The sequence below is a fragment of the Ihubacter massiliensis genome, from assembly GCF_024125305.1.
Lineage (GTDB): Bacteria > Bacillota > Clostridia > Peptostreptococcales > Anaerovoracaceae > Hominibacterium > Hominibacterium faecale.
This window is the reverse complement of the sequence record NZ_JAMXVH010000001.1, coordinates 809,171-829,542: the sequence shown is the minus strand read 5'-3', so window position 1 is coordinate 829,542 and position 20,372 is coordinate 809,171. Positions and strand designations below refer to the sequence as shown.

General features: G+C 48.6%; 17 protein-coding genes. 16 read left to right on the top strand and 1 reads right to left on the bottom strand.

All coding sequences use genetic code 11. The features are described 5' to 3' along the window. The first annotated feature begins 15 nt into the window (after positions 1-15). From NIA71_RS19875 to NIA71_RS03675, 14 genes are all read left to right on the top strand, one after another. Positions 16-2,712, top strand: a complete 2,697-nt coding sequence (locus NIA71_RS19875) for an FtsK/SpoIIIE family DNA translocase (RefSeq protein ID WP_269478408.1) — start codon at positions 16-18, stop codon at positions 2,710-2,712. Beyond that, entirely contained in the window at positions 2,713-4,026 is a 1,314-nt protein-coding gene (gene rimO / locus NIA71_RS03735; protein WP_148395251.1) for a 30S ribosomal protein S12 methylthiotransferase RimO, read from the top strand. It begins immediately after the preceding gene. A gap of 2 nt (positions 4,027-4,028) precedes the next feature. After that, positions 4,029-4,556: a CDP-diacylglycerol--glycerol-3-phosphate 3-phosphatidyltransferase gene (pgsA, locus tag NIA71_RS03730; RefSeq protein WP_148395250.1), complete on the top strand. Its 528-nt coding sequence runs from the start codon at positions 4,029-4,031 to the stop codon at positions 4,554-4,556. A 29-nt stretch (positions 4,557-4,585) separates the two neighbouring features. Next, on the top strand, positions 4,586-5,821 hold the full coding sequence (locus tag NIA71_RS03725; RefSeq protein WP_253019699.1) for a competence/damage-inducible protein A: 1,236 nt from the start codon (positions 4,586-4,588) through the stop codon (positions 5,819-5,821). 6 nt (positions 5,822-5,827) lie between these two features. Next, positions 5,828-6,274, top strand: coding sequence for a hypothetical protein (locus tag NIA71_RS03720; RefSeq protein WP_148395248.1), 447 nt, complete (start codon positions 5,828-5,830; stop codon positions 6,272-6,274). Continuing rightward, positions 6,271-8,439: a YhgE/Pip domain-containing protein gene (locus tag NIA71_RS03715; protein WP_148395247.1), complete on the top strand. Its 2,169-nt coding sequence runs from the start codon at positions 6,271-6,273 to the stop codon at positions 8,437-8,439. Before NIA71_RS03720 ends, NIA71_RS03715 begins: the two co-directional genes overlap by 4 nt. A gap of 14 nt (positions 8,440-8,453) precedes the next feature. Then, positions 8,454-9,128 (top strand): hypothetical protein, encoded by a 675-nt coding sequence (locus tag NIA71_RS03710; protein WP_148395246.1) that lies wholly within the window; start codon positions 8,454-8,456, stop codon positions 9,126-9,128. A 145-nt stretch (positions 9,129-9,273) separates the two neighbouring features. Then, positions 9,274-10,344, top strand: a complete 1,071-nt coding sequence (gene recA, locus NIA71_RS03705) for a recombinase RecA (RefSeq protein WP_336246052.1) — start codon at positions 9,274-9,276, stop codon at positions 10,342-10,344. A 22-nt stretch (positions 10,345-10,366) separates the two neighbouring features. Continuing rightward, positions 10,367-11,116 (top strand): helix-turn-helix domain-containing protein, encoded by a 750-nt coding sequence (locus NIA71_RS03700; protein WP_253019698.1) that lies wholly within the window; start codon positions 10,367-10,369, stop codon positions 11,114-11,116. Between the two features lie 130 nt (positions 11,117-11,246). Then, entirely contained in the window at positions 11,247-12,632 is a 1,386-nt protein-coding gene (locus tag NIA71_RS03695) for an MFS transporter (protein WP_253019697.1), read from the top strand. Between the two features lie 17 nt (positions 12,633-12,649). Then, positions 12,650-13,831: a M20 family metallopeptidase gene (locus tag NIA71_RS03690; RefSeq protein ID WP_148395242.1), complete on the top strand. Its 1,182-nt coding sequence runs from the start codon at positions 12,650-12,652 to the stop codon at positions 13,829-13,831. Between the two features lie 81 nt (positions 13,832-13,912). After that, on the top strand, positions 13,913-14,551 hold the full coding sequence (locus NIA71_RS03685; RefSeq protein ID WP_253019696.1) for a TetR/AcrR family transcriptional regulator: 639 nt from the start codon (positions 13,913-13,915) through the stop codon (positions 14,549-14,551). A gap of 6 nt (positions 14,552-14,557) precedes the next feature. Beyond that, complete coding sequence (locus NIA71_RS03680) at positions 14,558-15,334, top strand: SDR family NAD(P)-dependent oxidoreductase (RefSeq protein WP_253019695.1); 777 nt, start codon at positions 14,558-14,560, stop codon at positions 15,332-15,334. A gap of 16 nt (positions 15,335-15,350) precedes the next feature. Next, positions 15,351-16,490, top strand: a complete 1,140-nt coding sequence (locus NIA71_RS03675; RefSeq protein WP_253019694.1) for a DUF4317 domain-containing protein — start codon at positions 15,351-15,353, stop codon at positions 16,488-16,490. Between the two features lies 1 nt (position 16,491). On the opposite strand, the gene NIA71_RS03670 is transcribed toward NIA71_RS03675, so the two are convergent. Beyond that, complete coding sequence (locus tag NIA71_RS03670; protein WP_227755143.1) at positions 16,492-17,769, bottom strand: serine dehydratase subunit alpha family protein; 1,278 nt, start codon at positions 17,767-17,769, stop codon at positions 16,492-16,494. A gap of 155 nt (positions 17,770-17,924) precedes the next feature. Here NIA71_RS03670 and NIA71_RS03665 point away from each other — a divergent pair, with 155 nt between their 5' ends. Both NIA71_RS03665 and NIA71_RS03660 read left to right on the top strand, forming a co-directional pair. Continuing rightward, complete coding sequence (locus NIA71_RS03665; protein WP_148395237.1) at positions 17,925-18,554, top strand: GntR family transcriptional regulator; 630 nt, start codon at positions 17,925-17,927, stop codon at positions 18,552-18,554. Between the two features lie 12 nt (positions 18,555-18,566). Next, positions 18,567-20,258 (top strand): sigma-54 interaction domain-containing protein, encoded by a 1,692-nt coding sequence (locus tag NIA71_RS03660; RefSeq protein ID WP_148395236.1) that lies wholly within the window; start codon positions 18,567-18,569, stop codon positions 20,256-20,258. Positions 20,259-20,372: the final 114 nt, after the last annotated feature.

Genomic DNA, 20,372 nt, shown 5'->3' with positions numbered 1-20,372 from the left:
AAGGGATAAAAAATAATGGCAGAAGCAAAGAGAAAGCCTGGAAGACCTCCAGGCTCGAAAAATAAAAACAGCAGCAAGAAGAAAACTGCCGGCCAACCTACCGTTTCTGCAGCAAGGACCATGGATCCGGCCGTCAAGGATGAGATCTGGTCCATCGTAATCATAGCGCTGGGAGCCTTTCTTGTGGTGGCGTTTCAGACCCATGCGGCGGGAGCCGTTGGAGAAGGGCTGTCGCATTTCTTTAAAGGATGCCTGGGGATGATCGCATATGCGTTTCCTTATTACTTGATCCTTTACGGAATCCTGCTCTTCGCAAGGAAAACCATCCACATTGGCGGTAAATCGGTGGTTTTGCTGTTCATCATTTTACTTACCGCGTCCATCATCAATTCGGCCAGGTTTATCGATCCGCAGGTTCTGGCTTTCGGTCTTGCCGATGCGGCGGACTATTACCGGGACGGGACCCTTTTGGACAGCGGCGGACTATTTGGCATGTACATAGGAAGTTTGCTGGTAAAAGCCTTCGGCATTCCAGGGCTTTATATCATTTCCTTTGTGGTGGTCATCATTTGCCTGCTGCTTGTGATTAACACGCCCATCTCCCGATTCTTTGAACGGGCGGCGGAAAAACGCCGGGCAAGAAAGGAAGCCGAGCTTTTGGATGATTTGGCAGACGAACAAGAAACCCGCCCCTTGCTTGCTGAAAGGACGGAGAAAAAAGAAAAGAAGCGGACTCCTATTCGAGAAAAGCTGGTGAAAGATCAGGGAATTCAGGAAAAAATGGATTTGCAGGCCGCAGAAGTGTCCGTGCCGCCTTCTGAGGAAGCCCGGCAGCGTGCCCAGCAAGAGACTTCTTATGTGCCGGGAAGGATCTCCCAGGGCCAGCGGAACATTTTGGAATACATGAAAGATGAAGACTTGTTCGCAGGCGGCTCGGAAGAAGCCGGATACGGGCTGGATGAAAGTGAAATGGACCATGGAGAAGGGTTTGGACTTGCGCCGGATCTGGGCCTTGACACTGACCTGGAACCTGCGATGACGGAGATGGAAGCACCGGACCCGGATCAGAGTCTGGGACTTGTGGAGGATGAAAACCAGGATCGCCAGCAGGAAAATCCGGGATTAACAAAAGGCGTTCAGGAAGTAATGCCTACTTCTGGCACTTTGAAAAAAGAGCCGGATAAAATCACCAACAGCCAGGCGGCCAAAGCCGCGCTGGATCCAAACGAAATTAATACGGCGGCCCCGCCGGCCCATGCTTATAAATTCCCGCCGGCAGAGCTGCTGAATAAAGGCAGCGCTCCCCAGAATCGGTCGGGCGTTACGGCTTCGCTGAAAGCCAAGGCCATGAAGCTGGAAGAAACCCTGCGCAATTTTCATATTGACGCCCAGGTAGTCCAGGTGACCCAGGGACCGGCTGTTACACGGTATGAAATTCATCCCAACGTCGGCGTAAAGGTAAAGAGCATCGTCAATCTGGCCGATGATATCGCGTTGAACCTGGAGGCGAAGAGCATCCGTATCGAAGCGCCTATTCCGGGCAAAGCAGCTGTGGGCATTGAGGTGGAAAACGACAAAGTAAACATGGTCACCATCCGGGAAATCATTGATTCTAAGGAATTCAAGAACGCCAAATCCAAGATCACCTTTACGGTGGGCAAGGATATTGCCGGAAACGCAATCACAGCTGATCTCAAATCCATGCCCCATCTATTGATTGCGGGTTCCACCGGTTCGGGAAAGAGCGTCTGCGTCAACAGCATTATCACCAGTATCCTCTATAAGGCCAAGCCGGAGGAGGTCAAACTGGTTCTGATCGATCCCAAGGTGGTAGAGCTGACCAATTACAACGGGATCCCCCACCTTTTGATACCTGTGGTCACCGAACCGACCAAGGCGGCGGCAGCGCTTAATTGGGCGGTTGCGGAAATGGAGGACCGGTATAAAAAGTTCGCTGAAGAAGGGGTTCGGGAGCTGGCCAGCTACAACACGAAAGTGAAAAAAGACGGAGAAGATGATAAATTTCTGCCCCAAGTGGTTATCATCATCGATGAGCTGGCGGATCTGATGATGGCGGCGCCGTCCCAGGTGGAAGAATCCATTTGCAGGCTGGCTCAGAAGGCCAGAGCCGCTGGGATGCACTTGATCGTGGCGACCCAGAGACCATCGGTGGATGTTATCACCGGCGTGATCAAAGCCAACATTCCTTCCAGAATCGCCTTTGCCGTGTCCTCCCAATTTGACTCGAGGACGATCCTGGACATGGCGGGCGCTGAAAAGCTGGTGGGAAAAGGGGACATGCTTTTCAACCCCATGGGCGGTGGAAAACCGACCCGGGTGCAGGGGACGTTCATATCCGATTCAGAAGTCCACGACGTCATAGAGTTTGTCAAGGAACAGGTGGAAGAAGCCGAATATTCCGATGAGGTCATCCATACCATAGAGAAGGTCAACACACCGGAAAAAGCCGACGACACGGACGAACTGCTGCCGGAAGCCATAGAAACGGTTGTTTCAGCCGGTCAGGCATCGGTCTCCATGCTCCAGAGGCGTTTTCGCATCGGCTATAACCGGGCGGCCAGGATCGTGGATATGATGGAAGCAAGAGGGATCATCGGACCCTCGGAGGGCAGCAAGCCCAGACAGGTATTGATGAGCGAAGCAGAGCTTTACGCCCTGCAAACGGATACAGAGGAGATGGAAGAAGAATAGATGAAGATTTTTATCGAAACATTGGGCTGTCCCAAGAATTTTAATGATTCGGAAATGGCAGCGGGAATTCTGGAACATGCGGGACATACCATGGTCCCATCGCCCCAGGAAGCGGATCTGATCATGGTCAATACTTGCGGCTTCATCAACGATGCCAAAACCGAATCCATTGAACGGATTTTCGATATGGCCCAGTATAAGGGGGAGGACAAGATCCTGGCGGTGACCGGCTGTCTTTCCCAGCGCTACGAAAATGAACTGTTCGAGGAAATGCCGGAAGTGGACTTGTTTCTAGGGGTCAACGATTATCAAAGGCTGCCGCAGATTCTGGAAAAGTTTCAAAAAGGAAAGCGGGAAAAACATCTGAGTGATTACAATAAAATATTTATGGAAACCCCATTTCGAAAGCTGGGGGAAAACCCTTATACAGCGACCTTAAAAATCGCAGAAGGCTGCAATAATGTGTGCGCATACTGTGTCATTCCCAGCATACGGGGTAAATATCGCAGCAGGAAGCAGGAGGATATTGTGGCAGAAGCCAGGATGCTGGCGGAAAAGGGCTGCAGGGAGCTAATTCTCATCGCACAGGACGTGACCGCCTATGGCATGGATCTCTACGATGGATTCGTCCTGCCGCAGCTTTTGCGCAAGCTGTGCCGGATCGAAGGCCTTCACTGGATCCGCCTGATGTATTGCTATGAGGACAGGATCTCTGACGAGCTGATTCAGGTGATGGCGGAGGAAGAAAAAATCTGCAAATACATTGATATTCCGCTGCAGCATATCAGCGACCGGGTGCTGAAAGGCATGAACCGCAGATCGACGGCGGCCGGGATCCGCGGCACCATCGAGCGTCTGCGCCGAGCCATGCCGGATATTCATATCCGTACGACTCTTATAACTGGGTTTCCCGGCGAAACGGAGGAAGATTTTGAAGAACTCCTGGATTTTGTAGAGACGACTCGTTTACAGCGGCTGGGCGTTTTCACCTATTCCCAAGAAGAGGGAACGCCGGCGGCGGAGATGGAGGATCAGGTCGATGAGGAAGTAAAAGCTCTGCGGCAGGATGCCATTATGCGCAGACAGCTGGACATCTCTCTGGCAGCCAATCAGGAAAAGATCGGCAAGGCGCTGGAGGTACTGGTTGAGGCAGAAGAAGGGGACGGAAGTTATCTTGGCCGGACTGCTTATGATGCTCCGGAAATCGACAATTCCGTCATATTTACCGCAAAGCGGCAGTTGGTGCCGGGCGATCTGGTGCAGGTCGAGATAACGGACGCTTTTGATTATGATCTGGCTGGCAAGGAGGTTTAAACATGAATTTGCCTAATAAATTAACAATTCTCAGGATTATCGCAATTCCAGTTTTTATCGTTGTACTTCTTATGGGACACCGGTATATCGCGACGGTTATTTTTATCGCCGCCGCACTGACCGATATGCTGGATGGCCATATCGCGAGAAAATACAATATGGTGACCAACTTCGGCAAGCTGATGGATCCCCTGGCTGACAAGCTGCTAGTCATGTCGGCGCTGCTTTTGCTGGTGCAGCTTGGCAATGTGGCAGGCTGGATGGCTGTCGTCATCCTGGCCAGAGAGTTTGCTGTTACCGGTCTGAGGCAGGTTGCGGCTTCCGAAGGAATCGTCATCGCTGCCGGCGTGACCGGTAAAGTAAAGACGATCCTGCAGATGATCGCCATACCATTGCTGCTTTTGGATAACTGGCCCGGCTGCTATATCGGCATGCCGCTGGATCAGATTTTCCTGTGGGCGGCTGTAATCATGACGATCATTTCCGGGACCGAATATATTGTAAAAAACAGACAGCTGCTTTCCATGTAAGCTTTGCGGCTGAGAAAGAAGGATAGAACATGAAATCCGCTATTTTAAGTGTAGGGACCGAGCTTTTGTTCGGCCAGATTACCAATACCAATACGGTGTTTTTATCCCAGCAACTGAACCTGCTGGGATTTGACGTCATGTATCACTACACGGTAGGAGACAACCCGGACCGTCTGGAAGAGATGATCGCCCTTGCATTCAAAGACTGCGATTTGATTCTGACCACCGGCGGCCTGGGACCGACCCAGGATGATTTGACCAAAGAGATCGCATGCCGGGCGCTGGACGATCACATGGTCCTCCATCAGCCGTCCATGGATAAGCTGGAGCAGTACTTTAAGAAGCAGAACCGCACTATGACGGAAAACAACCGCAAGCAGGCGTATATGCCTTCCAGAGCCGTGGTGTTCGATAACGATGCCGGTACGGCGCCGGGATTTGCCCTGGAAAAGGACGGAAAACAGATCATCTGCATGCCGGGGCCGCCCAGAGAAATGACCCGCATGTTTCAGCGCCGGGTGCTCCCGTATCTGGAAACAAAATCGGAAGGGACGATTTATTATCGAATGATCCGTACCTTCGGCATCGGCGAATCCATGCTGGAAACAAAACTGCTGCCGCTGATTGACGGGCAGACCGATCCAACTTTAGCCACCTACGCAAAAGAAGGGGAATGCTGTCTGCGCATCGCTTCCAAGCGGGAGACGAAGGAAGAAGCCAAGGAAGCGGTGGATGCCATGCTGGGACAGGTGCAGGATATTATTGGTGAATATATTTACAGCTGCGACAATGAAGAACTGGTGGATGTGGTATGCGCCAAACTGATGAAACAAGGACTTTCCATTTCCAGCGCAGAATCCTGCACCGGCGGCATGTTTGCGGCGGCGCTGACCAGTGTATCGGGCATTTCCAGGGTTTTTGACCGTTCTTTGGTAACTTACAGCAATGAAGCCAAGATGTTCGAGCTGGGAGTAAAGGAAGAAACTCTGGCAGCCCACGGAGCGGTCAGCGAGGAGACGGCCAGAGAAATGGCTGAAGGCCTTAGAAGGGTCAGCGGCAGCGATATCTGCATTTCGGTGACCGGTATCGCAGGTCCTGACGGCGGAACAGAAGAAAAGCCGGTGGGCCTTGTTTATATCGGCGCATGTTTCCAGGGAAAAACCACTTGCCGGAAGATTCAAATGCGGAACGTCAACCGCAGCTGGAACCGGAATTTCGCCGTGCTTTCCATGCTGGATGTGATCAATCGATTGATTGAAGGGTAAGCGCAAATGGAACGATTTGATACGTTTTTAGATACGATTCTGGACGGAGAGAAAGACAAGGATCTGCTCAAGCCGATATTTATGGAGCAGATGGTCCGGGACTACAAATATTACCGAAAAAAAGGCTATGGGGATCAGGAAGCCGCGGACCAGACCTTGTATTATTTTGGAACCAGAGAAGCGGTGCGCAAAAAACGGGATGATTTTGAACTGCAGGATGAGCACAAGAAGTTTTTGGAGTGGTATCCAAAGCTGATTCGGGGCGGCCTGGCCTGTATCGCAGTCATTCCCCTCCTTTTTTTGTTCCTGATCTTTACCTTGGAAGCCAAGCTGCGCTTTCTGGTGCTTTGGATCGTATCCATCATTATAATCGCCGTATTTCTCATACTGGTAGATTATAAGCATTATCAATACAAAGATCTGCTGGAAAAGAGAGAGGACAATCGACCGTGAAGAATATTTTACGCATTTTTTTGAGAGACGTCAATCGGCTGAGAACCAACGTGATCGCCATTGTCGTGATTGTAGGCATGTGTGTCATTCCGGCCCTTTACGCCTGGTTTAACATAGCTGTAAACTGGGACCCTTACGGCAGCACCTCCGGAATACAGGTAGCTGTAGTCAGCCTGGACGAAGGCACGGAGATGGAAAAGGTCCATATTAATGCCGGGCAGCAGATTATTAAAAACCTGCGGGCCAACGACGATATCGGCTGGCAGTTCTTGACCAGCGAAAAAGAAGCCATGGAAAAAGTGGAGAGCGGGGAATATTATGCGGCCATCATTGTCCCTGCTGATTTCAGCCGTAATATGGTCAGTATCTTCACATCCCATGTGGAAAGGCCCCAGTTTGATTACTACATAAACGAAAAAAAGAATGCTATCGCGCCCAAAATAACTGATAAGGGCGCAACCGCCATTCAGACCCAGATTGATGAAACCTTTATCAGTATCGTAACCCAGGCCGCGGCCCAGTTGTTTGATACGGTCAGCGGCACTCTGGAGGCGGACGGCGGCCCCATGGACAAATTAGTCCAATCCTTCCGCGACGCGGAACAGGATTTGGATGGATTCGTCCATACCATCGACGCGTTCAGCCAGACGACCGCGGGGATTCAGTCGCTTGTCAAAACAACCCAGGCCACCCTGCCGGATGTACAGGCGCTGATCAAAGACGGAAAGACGACTGCCACCGATGTGCAGGCTCTGCTGCTTTCCTCCAAACAGGTTGCCAGGGAAACGGTTAAGGCGCTGGACGATATCTTTGCTGCCGCACAGACCGGATATAACGATCTGGCGGACACCCTGGACAGTGCGGCCGCGCAGGCAGAGACCAGTTCCGCCAAGGCGGCCGATGCTTTACTCAAGCTGAGCGATCAGGTCCAGAATATTGTGGAAATCAACGATACCTGCATCCAGCTTCTCCAAAACCTGAATCAGGAACTGCCACAGCCGTCCTCTGAGCTCAGCGCACTGGTCAAACAACTACAGGCAGCCAACGATGCCAATCGCCAGCTGATCAAAGAAATTCCGCCCTTGGCTCAGGAGGTGCGAAGCTCAGGAAAAATGACCAATGCAGCCCAGAAAAAGCTCAGGTCCAGCATTGACAGCGCACTGGCAAAACAGACCAAGATCCGCAGTGACTATCGGACCAAGGTGCAGCCAAAGCTCAATAAAGTGATCAGCAGCATTTATGATTCTCTGACGGATTTTTCCCAGTTGCTGACCGGTGCTAGTACCGGTGTTGCTAATATTCATCAGGTGCTGGATGGTGTGGATGACACGCTTTCCGGCGGAAAGAACGCTTTGGACAGCACAAAAAAAGTCATTGATGGAGCTAAAAACAAATTGGAAAAGGCGGCTGTTTCCTTGGAAAACGTAGGCAGTGACGAGCGAGTGAAGAAGTTGATGGATATTCTCAAGACCGATCCAGAATTGATGGGCGATTTCATGAGCTCGCCGGTGAAAATCCATACCCACACCCTCTATCCCATTAAAAATTACGGCTCTGCCATGGCTCCGTTCTACTCGATTCTGGCAATCTGGGTAGGGGGAATCGTGCTCGTTGCTATTATGAAGACTCAGGTCAGCGAAGACCATGAAAGGCTGAGACGGATCCGGCCCTATCAGGCATATTTTGGACGCTATATTCTGTTCATGGTGCTAGGACTGGTGCAGGCTACGATTATTTGCCTGGGCGACCTATTTTACCTGCAGATTCAGTGCGAGCATCCGTTTCTGTTTTTGCTGGCCGGGTGGACCAGCAGCATCATATTTGTCAATATTATTTATACGCTGACAATTTCTTTTGGAGATATCGGAAAGGCGCTTTGCGTCATTCTGCTGGTCATTCAGATCGGCGGAGCCGGTGGCACCTTCCCCATCGAAGTGACGCCCCAATTCTTCCAGAATCTCTATCCGTTCCTGCCTTTTACCTATGGCATCAATGCAATGCGGGAATGTATCGCTGGTGTGTACGGTATGAATTATTGGCTGGATCTTCTGCGGCTCTTTGCCTTCGTTCCCTTCTCGCTGCTACTGGGATTGGTCCTGAGGAAGCCGCTTGTAAGGCTGAACCGGTTTTTCAACAAACGGATTGAAGATACCGAGCTGATGTAGAAAGGGGAATTTGTATGAAAAAAAAGCTAGCTCTGATTTTTGTGCTGGTAATCGCCATCGCAGCTATGATGTCCTATATGGATGTGGATCTTAAAGCAGGAGGAATTTCCATACAGCTGTTGATTGTGATTGCTGTTGTCATCCTAATCGTCATATTCTTTGTGACTAATATTTTAGGATATCAAAAGTTCAATCAGCAGATGGGAAAAGCTATGGAAGCCATGAAAGGCGGGGATATCAACCTTTACATGGAGCTTTTGGATGAAATGCTCCAATCAACCAAAGATCCCAACAAAAAAAGGATTCTGACGGTGAATCAAGCTTTGGGGTATGCAAAGCAAAAGCGATTCATTGAGGCGGCCGAGCTGATGGAGCAGATTGACCTTCGCGGGCTTGCCGGTCTGAATTTAACCATTTATTATGTCGATTTTGCTTATTATTGTTTCCGCGGTGGCAAGAGCGAACAGGGCCTTGAAATACTGGAGAAAAACCGGCAGCAGATCGAAAAATTTAAAACCCACCCCAATATCGCTGGGCTGGTATGTGTCGTTGGTGTTTACGAGGCGTGGGCAAGAGGCGAGGATACGGCAGACCTTGTAAAAAGAGCTCGGACAGCATGCAAAGGTACAGATTTTGAAAACGATTATAAAGAACTGACGCAGTTTTTAAAGAAACAGACTGAAAAATAGAAAGAAATCCTTGACACTGCGAAAAATAAATGATAGCTTATAAATGTAAAATATTTACATAACAGAATTTCTCTTGACCTAATGAAAGGAATGGGGTATTATAAGAGAAAAGAACAAATGTTCACATGGAGGTATGAACGTGGCGATCAACAAAGACGATAAAGATAAAGCCTTACAAGAGGCGCTAAAACAGATACAAAAACAGTTCGGCCAGGGGGCGATCATGAAACTGGGCGATGACAGCGCTCGGATGAATATAGAGGCCATTTCCACCGGCTCTATGAGCCTGGACTTGGCTACCGGAATCGGCGGAATTCCCAAAGGCAGGATCATCGAAGTGTACGGTCCTGAATCATCGGGTAAGACAACTTTGACCTTACATATCATTGCGGAAGCACAGAAGGCGGGAGGCCGAGCCGCTTTTATCGATGCGGAGCACGCCCTGGATCCAGAATACTCCAAAAACTTGGGCGTTAATGTGGATGAATTGCTGGTGTCCCAGCCTGATACAGGAGAACAAGCTTTGGAAATTTGCGAGATGCTGGTTCGCAGCGGAGCCATCGATATTGTAGTAGTGGACTCGGTGGCGGCTCTGGTTCCAAAATCAGAAATCGACGGCAACATGGGGGACAGCCATGTGGGCCTGCAGGCCCGGCTCATGTCCCAGGCTCTGAGAAAGCTGGCCGGTGTTATTAACAAATCGGGAACTGCCGTCGTATTTATCAATCAGTTGCGAGAAAAGGTCGGCGTCATGTTCGGAAATCCGGAAACCACGACTGGAGGCCGTGCTCTTAAATTTTACTCCAGCATGCGTTTTGATGTGCGCAGAATAGAGAGTATAAAGTCGGGAGATACATTTTTGGGGAATCGTACCCGGGTGAAAGTAGTAAAGAACAAAGTGGCACCGCCTTTCAAGCAAGCTGAATTCGATATTATGTATGGGCAGGGAATCTCCAGAGAAGGAGATGTGCTGGACTGCGGCGTAGATGCCAAGATTATTGAGAAAGCCGGTTCCTGGTACAGCTTTAACGGTGACCGTATAGGGCAGGGAAGAGAAAATGTAAAGAACTATCTGGCCGAACATCCGCAAACGCTGGAAAAGGTGGAACAGATGCTACGGGATCAGCTGAAAGCTGAAACTGAGGCAAAAGCCGAGGATGTGGAAGCGGCTGAAGCCGATCTACAGGTGGACGAAGATGGTGTTATCATTGAATAATCCATCGGACAGAGACCATTGAATGACAGACAGACGAAGTAACGTCTGTCTGCCGATGTTTTTTGGAAAGCAGGAAAGGGTTATGCGGGAAAACAATCCGACTTACAATCAAATACTCAATGAATCCGCCAAATTATTTGACCAAAAAGGCTACGTGAAAACAACGACCAGGGAAATTGCTGACGCTGTAGGAATTAATCGCGGACATCTTCATTACTATTTTCCAAAGAAAGAGGATATATTGGCCTGTCATTTCGGGTTTTATGTGAAAAAAATCAAATATTTTTTTAATGAATCCAAAGTGCAAACGGATGACTACGCTATCTATTACGGTCTCCTGTTTGCATGTCAGCTTCGAACCTTAGAAACAGAAAACTTTATTCATGATTTGTTGCTTTTAGGACGATACGACCTGGATGCTTATTTTCATTTAATTACTGACTCCCTATGCCAAATGATCCTTGAATTTGCAGGCCATCATGGACAAAAGCCCAACAGAAAGCACTTGCAGGACAGCTGTGAGATTGGTCTGAAGATTGCCATACGCATGCTATATGTTAAATTCACCTACCATATGGAACGAGACTTTGAATCGATTTGGCTGACTTCCATGAAACATGGACTTTACCAACTGGGATTTACAGAAACTGCGATTGAACAGACTTTGCTGGCCCTGCAGAGAGACTATCAAGAACTTTCTATGGAACGTTTTCTAGAAATTGTAGCCAGGCGTGATTACGATGTGCTGGCAGAAGAATTTCGTGATCTTTAAAAAACACCAATTTGTAGATAAGAATCGAATAATTCTGAAAAAGCCTTGACTTTTATTGGAAAAGTGTTATTCTATATGCAAAATTAGTGCGCGCCTTAGTGCGCGCCCAATAAAACAAGGAGGAATACATATGAATAAGAAAATGAACATGCAGGACAGCCCGATGCAGCCTGTTACAACCTTCAGTGAAATCTTCAGGTACGGATTCGGAGGAGCTACGCTGAACATCATTTATTTTGTTTATGCCAGCTACGTAATCTTTTTCTGGACGGATTATGCCCTCGTCCCAGCGGCAGCAGCCGGTGTTATTTACTCTTTAGGAAGAGTATTTTGTGCTATCACGGACCCCATCGCAGGGATCATTTCAGACAGAACAAACACTAGATTCGGAAAATATCGGCCGTATTTGATGGTTACGACTCCGGTGGTAGTTATTTTGTTCTTTCTCTTGTTTACGAATTTCGAAATATCGGCCACGGCAAAAGTAGCCCTTTATTCGATAATCTATATTGTTTTTTGCATCAATTACGAGCTTCAGACTGTTACATATGAGGCTCAGGTGCCCAGTATGTCTTCCGATCTTTCCAAGCGCAATTTCGTCGTTATGTCCAGACAGGTTTTGGGCACCGGATTCGGTTATTCGGCGATGGCACTGGTGCCGATCTTTTTAAAAGCTTTCGGCGATGATGAAAAGGGATGGCATATCACGATCGGAATCTTTGCAGCAGCAGCATTTCTATGCATGCTCCTCAGTCTAAGCGGTTCAAAAAAACATGATCTGCCCATGCCCAGGCAGGATAAGAAACAGGAGAAAGGCTATTTGAAGGAAGATTTGAAAAAAGTTCTTACCACTAAACCGCTTCTCCTTTTGATCGCTTCCTTCGGATGCGTGATTCTGGCTTTTGAAGTGATTTCGGCCACCAACATCTATGTTTTTAAATATGCGGTCGGCAATGAAGCCGCCTTTTCGGTTGTGTCCTTTGCCACTTTGCCGGCGGCAATCGCAGGAGCTTTTTTAACACCGTTTTTAGTAGCAAAGTTCGGTAAAAAACAAATCTTCATTCTGGCAGGGATTATGAGCTTGATTAAACCGATGATATTCTTGCTCTTCGACCCGTTTGACAGCATGACCGTACTGATTATCCTCTACATGATTCAACAGTATTTCCAGGTTACGATGATCGTAACCGTATGGACCATGGTAGCCGATTGCGTGGAATATGTGGCATTGACAAAAAATGTATATAGTGCGGGGCTTGCAACTTCCTGCAACACATTTATGTTGAACTTTGGAGGCATTGTGGCCGGATTGGCTGTAGGCGGTCTTTTGACCCTAGCCGGTTATACGGGCGCAGATATGGCTTCTTCAGCCACGATCAACGGCATCATTTGGATCAACGCCGGTATCCCAGGAGCCGCATTTCTGATCGCATGTATTGTTTTAAAATTCTATACGGTCAATAATAGAATTCTCCAAGAGCTGGGAGCCAATATCGGAAAACAGGTTGTCAAATAGATAGAGAGGAGATTGCGATGAAACCGTTAGGAGCTTTGAAAGAACAAACATTTACCTCCATCGAAGAGTTGGCCCAGGAAGCTTATGATCTCAACTACGATCTGGCCGACCATCCGGAAATTTCCGGCAAGGAGTTCCATGCGTGCGAACAGATGTGCAGGATTCTGGAAAATCACGGGATACCGGTGGAACGAAGCTTTGCCGGCATACCTACTGCTTTTTGCGGCCAGGTGCGCATGGATCCGGACTCAAAAGTGAAAATTGGTATTCTCGCCGAATATGATGCTTTGGCTGAAATCGGGCATGGGTGCGGACATTGTGCCAGCGGCAGTTTGAGCCTTCTGGCCGCTCTGGCGCTTCATGCCAACGAGAAGGATCTTTATGGAAATATCCATATCATCGGCACGCCAGACGAGGAGCTGACAGGAAAGAAGATCGATATGGCCCAAGCCGGTATCTTCGATGATTATTCTTTTGTGATTATGATTCATATGGATATGGAAAACCGTGTTAAGATGGAGTTCATGGCGCTGACGGCCTTTTATTATAAATTTAAAGGCAGGCCCGCCCACGCATCGGCAGCACCATGGGAAGGGCGGAACGCGCTCAACGGAGCCATGCTGATGATCCATGCTTTTGACATGATGCGGCAACATATCAAGCCGGATGCCCGCATACACGGGATCATAACCAAGGGAGGAGCTGCACCCAACATTATTCCGGATTATGTGGTGACGGATTACACACTGCGATACCCGGACAGCCGCTATCTTTCCCAGCTGGAAAAAATGGCCCATGACTGTGCCAAAGGTGCGGCTATGGCGACACAAACAGAAGTTGAAATTGATCATTACGCACCGACCCTGGATAGCCTGAAGCCCAACCCAGCCGGAGAACAGATTTTGGAAGAAGTTTATGAAGAGCTGGGAATTGATCTGGCCACAGGAGAAAGTGAAAACAAAGGCTCTTCGGATATTGGCAATGTGAGCTGGAGATGCCCGGCTTTTCATCCTACCTTATCCATAGGTGACACAAGCCTGACGCATCACACGCGCCAATTCGCCGCCAAAATGAAAGAAAAAGAGGTCATAGAACCGGTAATCACAAGGGGCGCTCAGGTCATTTCCCTGATGATTCTGAAGGTTTTGACCCAGCCGGACATCTTAGAATCCATTCAAATCGATTTTAATAAAGAGTAGTTTAGAACAGTGGAAGGCGATGATTTTTCATCGCTTTCATTTCATTTGACAAAGAGATTTTAATCACGTATGATGGAATGTATGAGAAAAGATTGCGATGTTTATAATCGAATATTGGAGGTAGCCAAAGAACTCTTTGAGGAAAAGGGATTCGCCGCGACTACTACCCGTCAGATCGCTGAACTTGCAGGCATCAGCAGGGGACATCTGCGCTATTATTTCGGAAGAAAAGAAGAGCTCTTTTTTTCCTATTTTTCCGAGCTGCGGGACAATCAATGGGACAGAATCATAATAAAATGTGCAGATATGGAAGATGCCCCTATCTTTGCGCTGGTGCTTTTGCGGTGTTATACGGATTTAATCTGCCGATTCACCTCGGCCAAAGACTTGGAGACGCTCCAGAGCTATGAAATTTTGTCAAATTATGAAAACAGAGCAGACGCAATAGTCGATCGGATCTGTACCTTTGCGGAGAAAAAAAGCTTAAAAACAGATAAAGAGCGGATCTTTGCCAGTGTTGAGATTGCCAAGATCATTCTTTATAAATTCGCCTTTGATCGCTTGAACCAGCATCGAGAAGAACTGTCACCGGAAGAAATTTGGAGGTGCTCTGCCAGGCATGGTCTTTTTTCATACGGCATATCGAGCAGTGAGATTGAAACCTTGCTTTCAGCTGCCGCTCATTACATAAAAGAAAAACAAATCGATATGCAGGAGTAAAGACAAATGGAAAAGAAGAAAATTGCTCTTATAACCGGCGCTTCCAGCGGATTGGGCCGGGAATTCGCAAGGCAGATCCAACGGGAACCTATTGATGAAATATGGGCCGTCGCCCGCAGAGAAGACCGCCTCCGCGCCCTTGCACAAGAAGTTTCCCTTCCGGTGCGCGTACTGCCCCTGGATTTGACCAAACAAGAAAGCCTTGACTTTCTTGCAGAACGCCTCAAGGAGGAAGGACCGGATGTACGGCTGCTGGTCAACGCAGCGGGTTTTGGAAAAATTGGGGATTACAAAGAGGTCTCCATACAAGACAGTATGGATATGATCGATCTCAACTGTCGTGCCGCAGTGGCGGTAACCCAGATTGTGCTGTCTCATATGAGTAGCGGAGGCCGTATTCTGGAAATATCCTCGACTTCAGCCTTTCAACCCTTTCCTTCGTTGAATGTATATGCGGCGACCAAGGCATTTCTCATGCGCTACAGCCGGGCTCTGAGATGGGAGCTCTTTGGTCAGGGCATTTTGGTAACGGCCGTATGCCCATATTGGGTCCGCGACACAGAATTCATTCCAACGGCAAAAGACACAAAAAATGGACAGGCGGTCCGCCATTTTCCGATGGCATCCAAATCCAAAACCGTAGTCAGATGGGCTCTCATAGATAGCAAATTGGGACTGGCTGTTTCCACCCCGGGGCCAGTATGCTTTCTCCATAGAATTGCCGCCAAGTTCATACCCCACTTCATCATGATCGCAGGCTGGGAAGGTCTGCGAAGACTATAAAAGAGAGGACTAAAAAATGATCAACAAAGAAATATTGGAAATTAAAAAACAGTTTACGCCTGAGAATTGTACCATTACCCGCATGTGCGGATGCTACGTGGATGCAGAAAAGGTACGTAAATATGAGGTGAATCGCTCCTTTTTGTCCCTTCCTGAAGAAGAGGCCTTTAAATATTTTGAAATCTTCAAGCAGACGCTTACCGGGACCCTGGGTAAAAAACTGATCAATATGGAATTTCCACTGGCCCAAGAGGAGCCGGGGGGAACCCAGGAATTCCTTTTCCGTCTGAGAAACAGCAAGCTGGAGGATGAATCTCTGGTAGACGAATTTTTCAATAAAATTATCGGCCATTATGAGTACGGAGAAAACTATTATATCATCCTGATCCATGCGGTTTATGACGTGCCGGGAAGAGCGGAGGACGGCTTGGAAATGTTTGATGCTTCCGAGAACATATACGAATACATATTGTGCAGCATTTGCCCGGTCAAGCTTTCCAAGGCAGGTCTCAGCTATGACGCTGACCAAAACAGTATCGTGGGACGCAGTCGGGACTGGGTAGTGGATCCTCCGGCCAAGGGATTTTTATTTCCTGCCTTCAATGATCGAACCGGGGACATTCATCAGGCGTTGTACTTCTCCAAAAAGCCGGAAGAGCTGCAGCCCAAATTGATCGAAGAGCTTTTGGGCAGCGAGATTCCCCTGTCCGCAGAAAACCAAAAAGTTACCTTCAACGAAATTCTATCCGAGACATTAGGCGAAGAATGTGACTTTACAATGGTCAGATGCATTCACGATAATCTGCAGGAAATGATCGAAGAGAGCAAAGAAGAACCGGAACCCTTGGAGCTGGACAAGTTCGATATGAGAAGGCTGCTGGAGCGGAGCGGCGCTTCGGAGGATAAGCTGGAGAAGGTGGAGACTACCTTTGAGCAGACAGCAGGGGAACGGAGGAAGCTGATGGCTTCCAACATTGCAGAAACGAAAAAATTCAGCATTGAGACGCCGGATGTGGTAATCAAGGTCAGCCCGGACCGGGCTGACCTGGTGGAAACTAAGGTCATTGACGGCAGGAGATGTATTGTCATCGGGATTAACGACCATGTAGAAGTAAATGGCGTGGATATTGACATAAAAGAAGAGGAAGAAGTGTAATTTATAAAACCCGATTGGCAAGCATCAGCTTGAGGATTTCTACGTCGGTCGTTTTCATTCCCTCACGTCCGATATAGCCCATGTTGGCGATGGTGGTTTCAATATCTTCGGTTATAAACCCTTCTCCGGCTTGGAAGCTGCGGCTGCGCATAGACATATTATGAGCCATGATGGCTGCATCCACGGCGGAAGCGATTTTTGCAGCGCAGGAAGCCTTGGCGCCGTCGCAGACGATGCCTCCCACATCAGCCAGCGTATTGACGATGGTGGAGGAAATTTGGGCGAGAGTTCCACCGTGCATATAGGTGATGGCGGCTCCGCTGCCGCAGGCTGCGCTCACAGCCCCGCAGAATGCGGAAAGCTTTCCAATATAGTATTTGATATGTATGGAGATTAAATTGCTTACAATCAAAGCTCTGCATAGTTTTTCACGGCTGACCTGCAATTCTTCCGCGTATTCCACCACCGGCACGGTTACGGTAATGCCTTGATTGCCGCTGCCGGAATTGATCATCACTGGCATGCAGCTTCCGCCCATGCGCGCGTCGGAACCGGCTGCGGCTTTTGCTTTTGCCCTTATCTGCACACAGTTGCCGCCGGTTTCCATCAGCGTCTTACCGACACAAGCGCCATAATTCTCATCCAAGCCAGCCTGGGCGATGGCACAGTTCACTTCGATCTGTCTTTCCAGAAGCTCCTTCAGCGGGGCCAGGTCGCAGCAATCTGCAAATTCAATAATGTCCGTAATGTTGAGGCTGGCTTTCTCATCTTTTTCACAACTGCCGGCGCCTTCTTCTTTTGCAAGGAGGGGCCTTCCATTGCGTTCCATAAAAACGATATTGGTATGGGCGTTTTTTATGATCACCCGGGAAGAATCGGTTCCAGCAAAGACAGAAACGTCGATATAGAGGTTGTCCTCGCCTTCCTGCAGCTCACAGATGCAAAAGTCAGATGCCAGCAGTTGCCTGGCCTGGCGGCGGTCCTCATCGTCAGCCTCTTCCAGGACATTGAGCTCTTTGGACGGATCGCCGATGACAGCGCCTAAGACTGCTGCAGCTTCCACACCCCGAAGGCCTCCGGAATTAGGTACATAGACACCTTTAACGTTCTTTATAATGTTGCCGCTGCAGCTCACTGTCATGCGCTCAGGAGCTTGTTTTAAAATCTCCACGGCTTTGGCGGCAGCATAGGCCAGCGCGCCCGGCTCTGTGCAGCCCAGGGCGAGTATCAATTCGTTTTCTAATATGTTTCTGTAAGAAGCAGCAGTTTCTCCGTTCATGTCCAGACCTCCTTTAACACTTTGATTATATTACTGATAATATCAGAGATATAACCAAGCGTCAACTCTTTTAAATGCAAAAATTCATGGCCGTTTACTTTAGAGCCGGCCTTATGGTATGATAGTAGTAAGTATCAAAAAGAAGAGGAGCGAAGATGGCAGAAAACGGTAATTTAAAAGATATGATCTATAGCAAGGTCTTTTCCTCAATTATCAAGGGCGAATATTCAGCCAACGATATCATCAGTGAAAAGCAGCTGATTGAAAAATACCAGGTGAGCAAATCGCCGGTGAGAGAGGCCCTGGGTAAGCTTTGCAGCGAAGGCATTCTAAAAAGCATGCCCCGGTTCGGCTATGTGATCGTCCAGCTGACGAGAACCGATATCGAAAATATTCTGAATTTCCGGCTGGTGCTGGAAGGCGGCAGCCTGCGGGAGTGTATCCACCAGATCGAAGAGGAACAGATCGCCAGGCTGAAGCAGATCGACCAGCAATGTGAAAGCGACCAGGCGAAGAATGATTTTTGGGTTCATTGGGAACATAACATGGAGTTTCATTTGGCGCTTATTTCGTTCTGCGGCAATGAGTTTTCCTACAATATGCTCAAGCAGTCCCTGGATACCCTCACACGGGCATATGCCCAGTTTTATTGGGATAAATGGGCAAAGATCGTATTTCCCACCGACACCAAATACCACGCTAAGATTATTGAATGCCTGCAGAATCAGGATATGGAAGGGGCGATCCATTTTCTCAGGCAGGATATTAGTGATTTTGGGAGATAGGGGAGGCAGATCATGACATCAATTCCCATTGAACGAATTTTAAACGCCACCTACGATGGAATCGCCGCCGCAGACCGGGATGGAAAGGTGATTCTTTTCAATGATGCTGCCAGGCGCATCTTTCATGTGGAAGGAGATCCGATCGGCCGCCATGTTTCGGAAATCTCTCCGGTTGCCAGAATGCCGGAAGTCATCAAGGACGCCATCGCAGAAATTAACCATATCATTAAGATCGATGAAGAGACAACCTTGGTTACCAGCAGAATGCCCATCTGGGATGAAGATGGGGAAGTCATTGGCGCAGTGGCGATTTTTAAAGAAGTGCCCCAGTTGGAGGAACTTTCCACGGAAGTCAATCGTCTGGAAGAAATGCAGAGCATGATGGAAGCGATTTTTTCGGCTGCCCAGGACGCCATATCCGTGGCTAATCAAAACGGGATCAATGTAATGATGAATAAAGCGTATTCCAAGCTGATCGGAATGAAGCCATCGGAGCTGATCGGCCAGCCTTGCGACATCGACTGCAAAGGGAAAAGCATTCATCGGGCCGTTTTAGAGTCGGGAAAGGAGCAGCGGGGATTTCATATGGTGGTGGGCAGGCACAACAAGGAAATCATCGCCCAGGGTGCGCCGATCCTGGTCAACGGCGAGCTGAAAGGAAGCGTGGCTGTGGCATATGATTTGACAGAGCTTCTCTCTTTGAGCAGAGAACTGGATGATGCCAAACGGGTGATCCGGGAATTAAAGGGTAAGTACAGTTTTGACGATATCATTGGCAAGAACCGTTACTTAAAAGAAGCCATTGAAAAGGCCAAGCGAGCAGCAAAAACATCGGCGCCGATCCTTCTGATCGGCGACAGCGGCACGGGCAAGGAATTGTTCGCCCATGCCATTCACAACGAAAGCAAGCGGGCGGCCAAACCGTTTGTACGGGTCAATTGTGCGGCCATCAGTGAAGGATTGCTGGAAAGCGAGCTGTTCGGCTATGAGGAAGGAGCCTTCACCGGCGCCAAGAAAACCGGCAAACGAGGCTACTTTGAACAGGCGGACAAGGGAACAATCTTTTTAGATGAGATTGGCAAGATCAGCCCGGCCATGCAGGCAAAGCTGCTGCGGGTTTTGCAGGAACAGGAGATCATTCGCGTAGGTGCATCCAGCCCCATATCGGTGGATGTGCGGATTGTTGCCGCCGCCAATAACGATCTGGAAGAGGAAATTGCCAATGGAAATTTTCGAGAGGATCTCTATTACCGCCTCAACATGGTTCCCATTGAGCTGCCCTCGCTGAAGGAGCGGCCGGACGATATTCCTTTGCTGGCGGAATATATGATTGTGAAATATAATGAGGAGTATGGACGAAATATCGAAGGCATCTCTTCCGGTGCGCTGGCCGTGCTCAAAGAAAAGGAATGGCGGGGCAATGTACGGGAGCTGGCCAATTATATCGGCCGAGCGATCATTGATATGGATCCGGCAAAAACAAGGATTGAGGCGGAGGACTTGCCCGATCTGGGCCTGAAAGAGATGCGTACTTTGGATAAGGAAGAAGAACTGGAAGGAGTGAAACCTTTGAGCCAAGTGGTCCGGGAAACAGAGCGTGCATATATTAAAAAAGTATTGGAAAAGAATGGCGGCAACAAAACGAAAACAGCCAGGGATTTGGGAATTTCGATACGCAGTTTATATAATAAGCTGCAACAGTAACGGAGAGCTGATTTGAAATGCAGATTTTTTCATGGTCTGCATTTTTTTGCAGGCAAAATTCTGCAAATATAGTTTTGCCGCCGCCGTTTAAAAGTCATATTTGACAGAAAAATG

What these genes read in the sequence shown, in the direction of transcription:
- NIA71_RS19875 (WP_269478408.1), top strand. Translation starts at nt 16, where the DNA reads ATGGCAGAAGCAAAGAGAAAGCCTGGAAGACCTCCAGGCTCGAAAAAT.
- rimO (WP_148395251.1), top strand. Translation starts at nt 2,713, where the DNA reads ATGAAGATTTTTATCGAAACATTGGGCTGTCCCAAGAATTTTAATGAT.
- pgsA (WP_148395250.1), top strand. Translation starts at nt 4,029, where the DNA reads ATGAATTTGCCTAATAAATTAACAATTCTCAGGATTATCGCAATTCCA.
- NIA71_RS03725 (WP_253019699.1), top strand. Translation starts at nt 4,586, where the DNA reads ATGAAATCCGCTATTTTAAGTGTAGGGACCGAGCTTTTGTTCGGCCAG.
- NIA71_RS03720 (WP_148395248.1), top strand. Translation starts at nt 5,828, where the DNA reads ATGGAACGATTTGATACGTTTTTAGATACGATTCTGGACGGAGAGAAA.
- NIA71_RS03710 (WP_148395246.1), top strand. Translation starts at nt 8,454, where the DNA reads ATGAAAAAAAAGCTAGCTCTGATTTTTGTGCTGGTAATCGCCATCGCA.
- NIA71_RS03700 (WP_253019698.1), top strand. Translation starts at nt 10,367, where the DNA reads ATGACAGACAGACGAAGTAACGTCTGTCTGCCGATGTTTTTTGGAAAG.
- NIA71_RS03695 (WP_253019697.1), top strand. Translation starts at nt 11,247, where the DNA reads ATGAATAAGAAAATGAACATGCAGGACAGCCCGATGCAGCCTGTTACA.
- NIA71_RS03690 (WP_148395242.1), top strand. Translation starts at nt 12,650, where the DNA reads ATGAAACCGTTAGGAGCTTTGAAAGAACAAACATTTACCTCCATCGAA.
- NIA71_RS03685 (WP_253019696.1), top strand. Translation starts at nt 13,913, where the DNA reads ATGAGAAAAGATTGCGATGTTTATAATCGAATATTGGAGGTAGCCAAA.
- NIA71_RS03680 (WP_253019695.1), top strand. Translation starts at nt 14,558, where the DNA reads ATGGAAAAGAAGAAAATTGCTCTTATAACCGGCGCTTCCAGCGGATTG.
- NIA71_RS03675 (WP_253019694.1), top strand. Translation starts at nt 15,351, where the DNA reads ATGATCAACAAAGAAATATTGGAAATTAAAAAACAGTTTACGCCTGAG.
- NIA71_RS03670 (WP_227755143.1), bottom strand. Translation starts at nt 17,769, where the DNA reads ATGAACGGAGAAACTGCTGCTTCTTACAGAAACATATTAGAAAACGAA.
- NIA71_RS03665 (WP_148395237.1), top strand. Translation starts at nt 17,925, where the DNA reads ATGGCAGAAAACGGTAATTTAAAAGATATGATCTATAGCAAGGTCTTT.
- NIA71_RS03660 (WP_148395236.1), top strand. Translation starts at nt 18,567, where the DNA reads ATGACATCAATTCCCATTGAACGAATTTTAAACGCCACCTACGATGGA.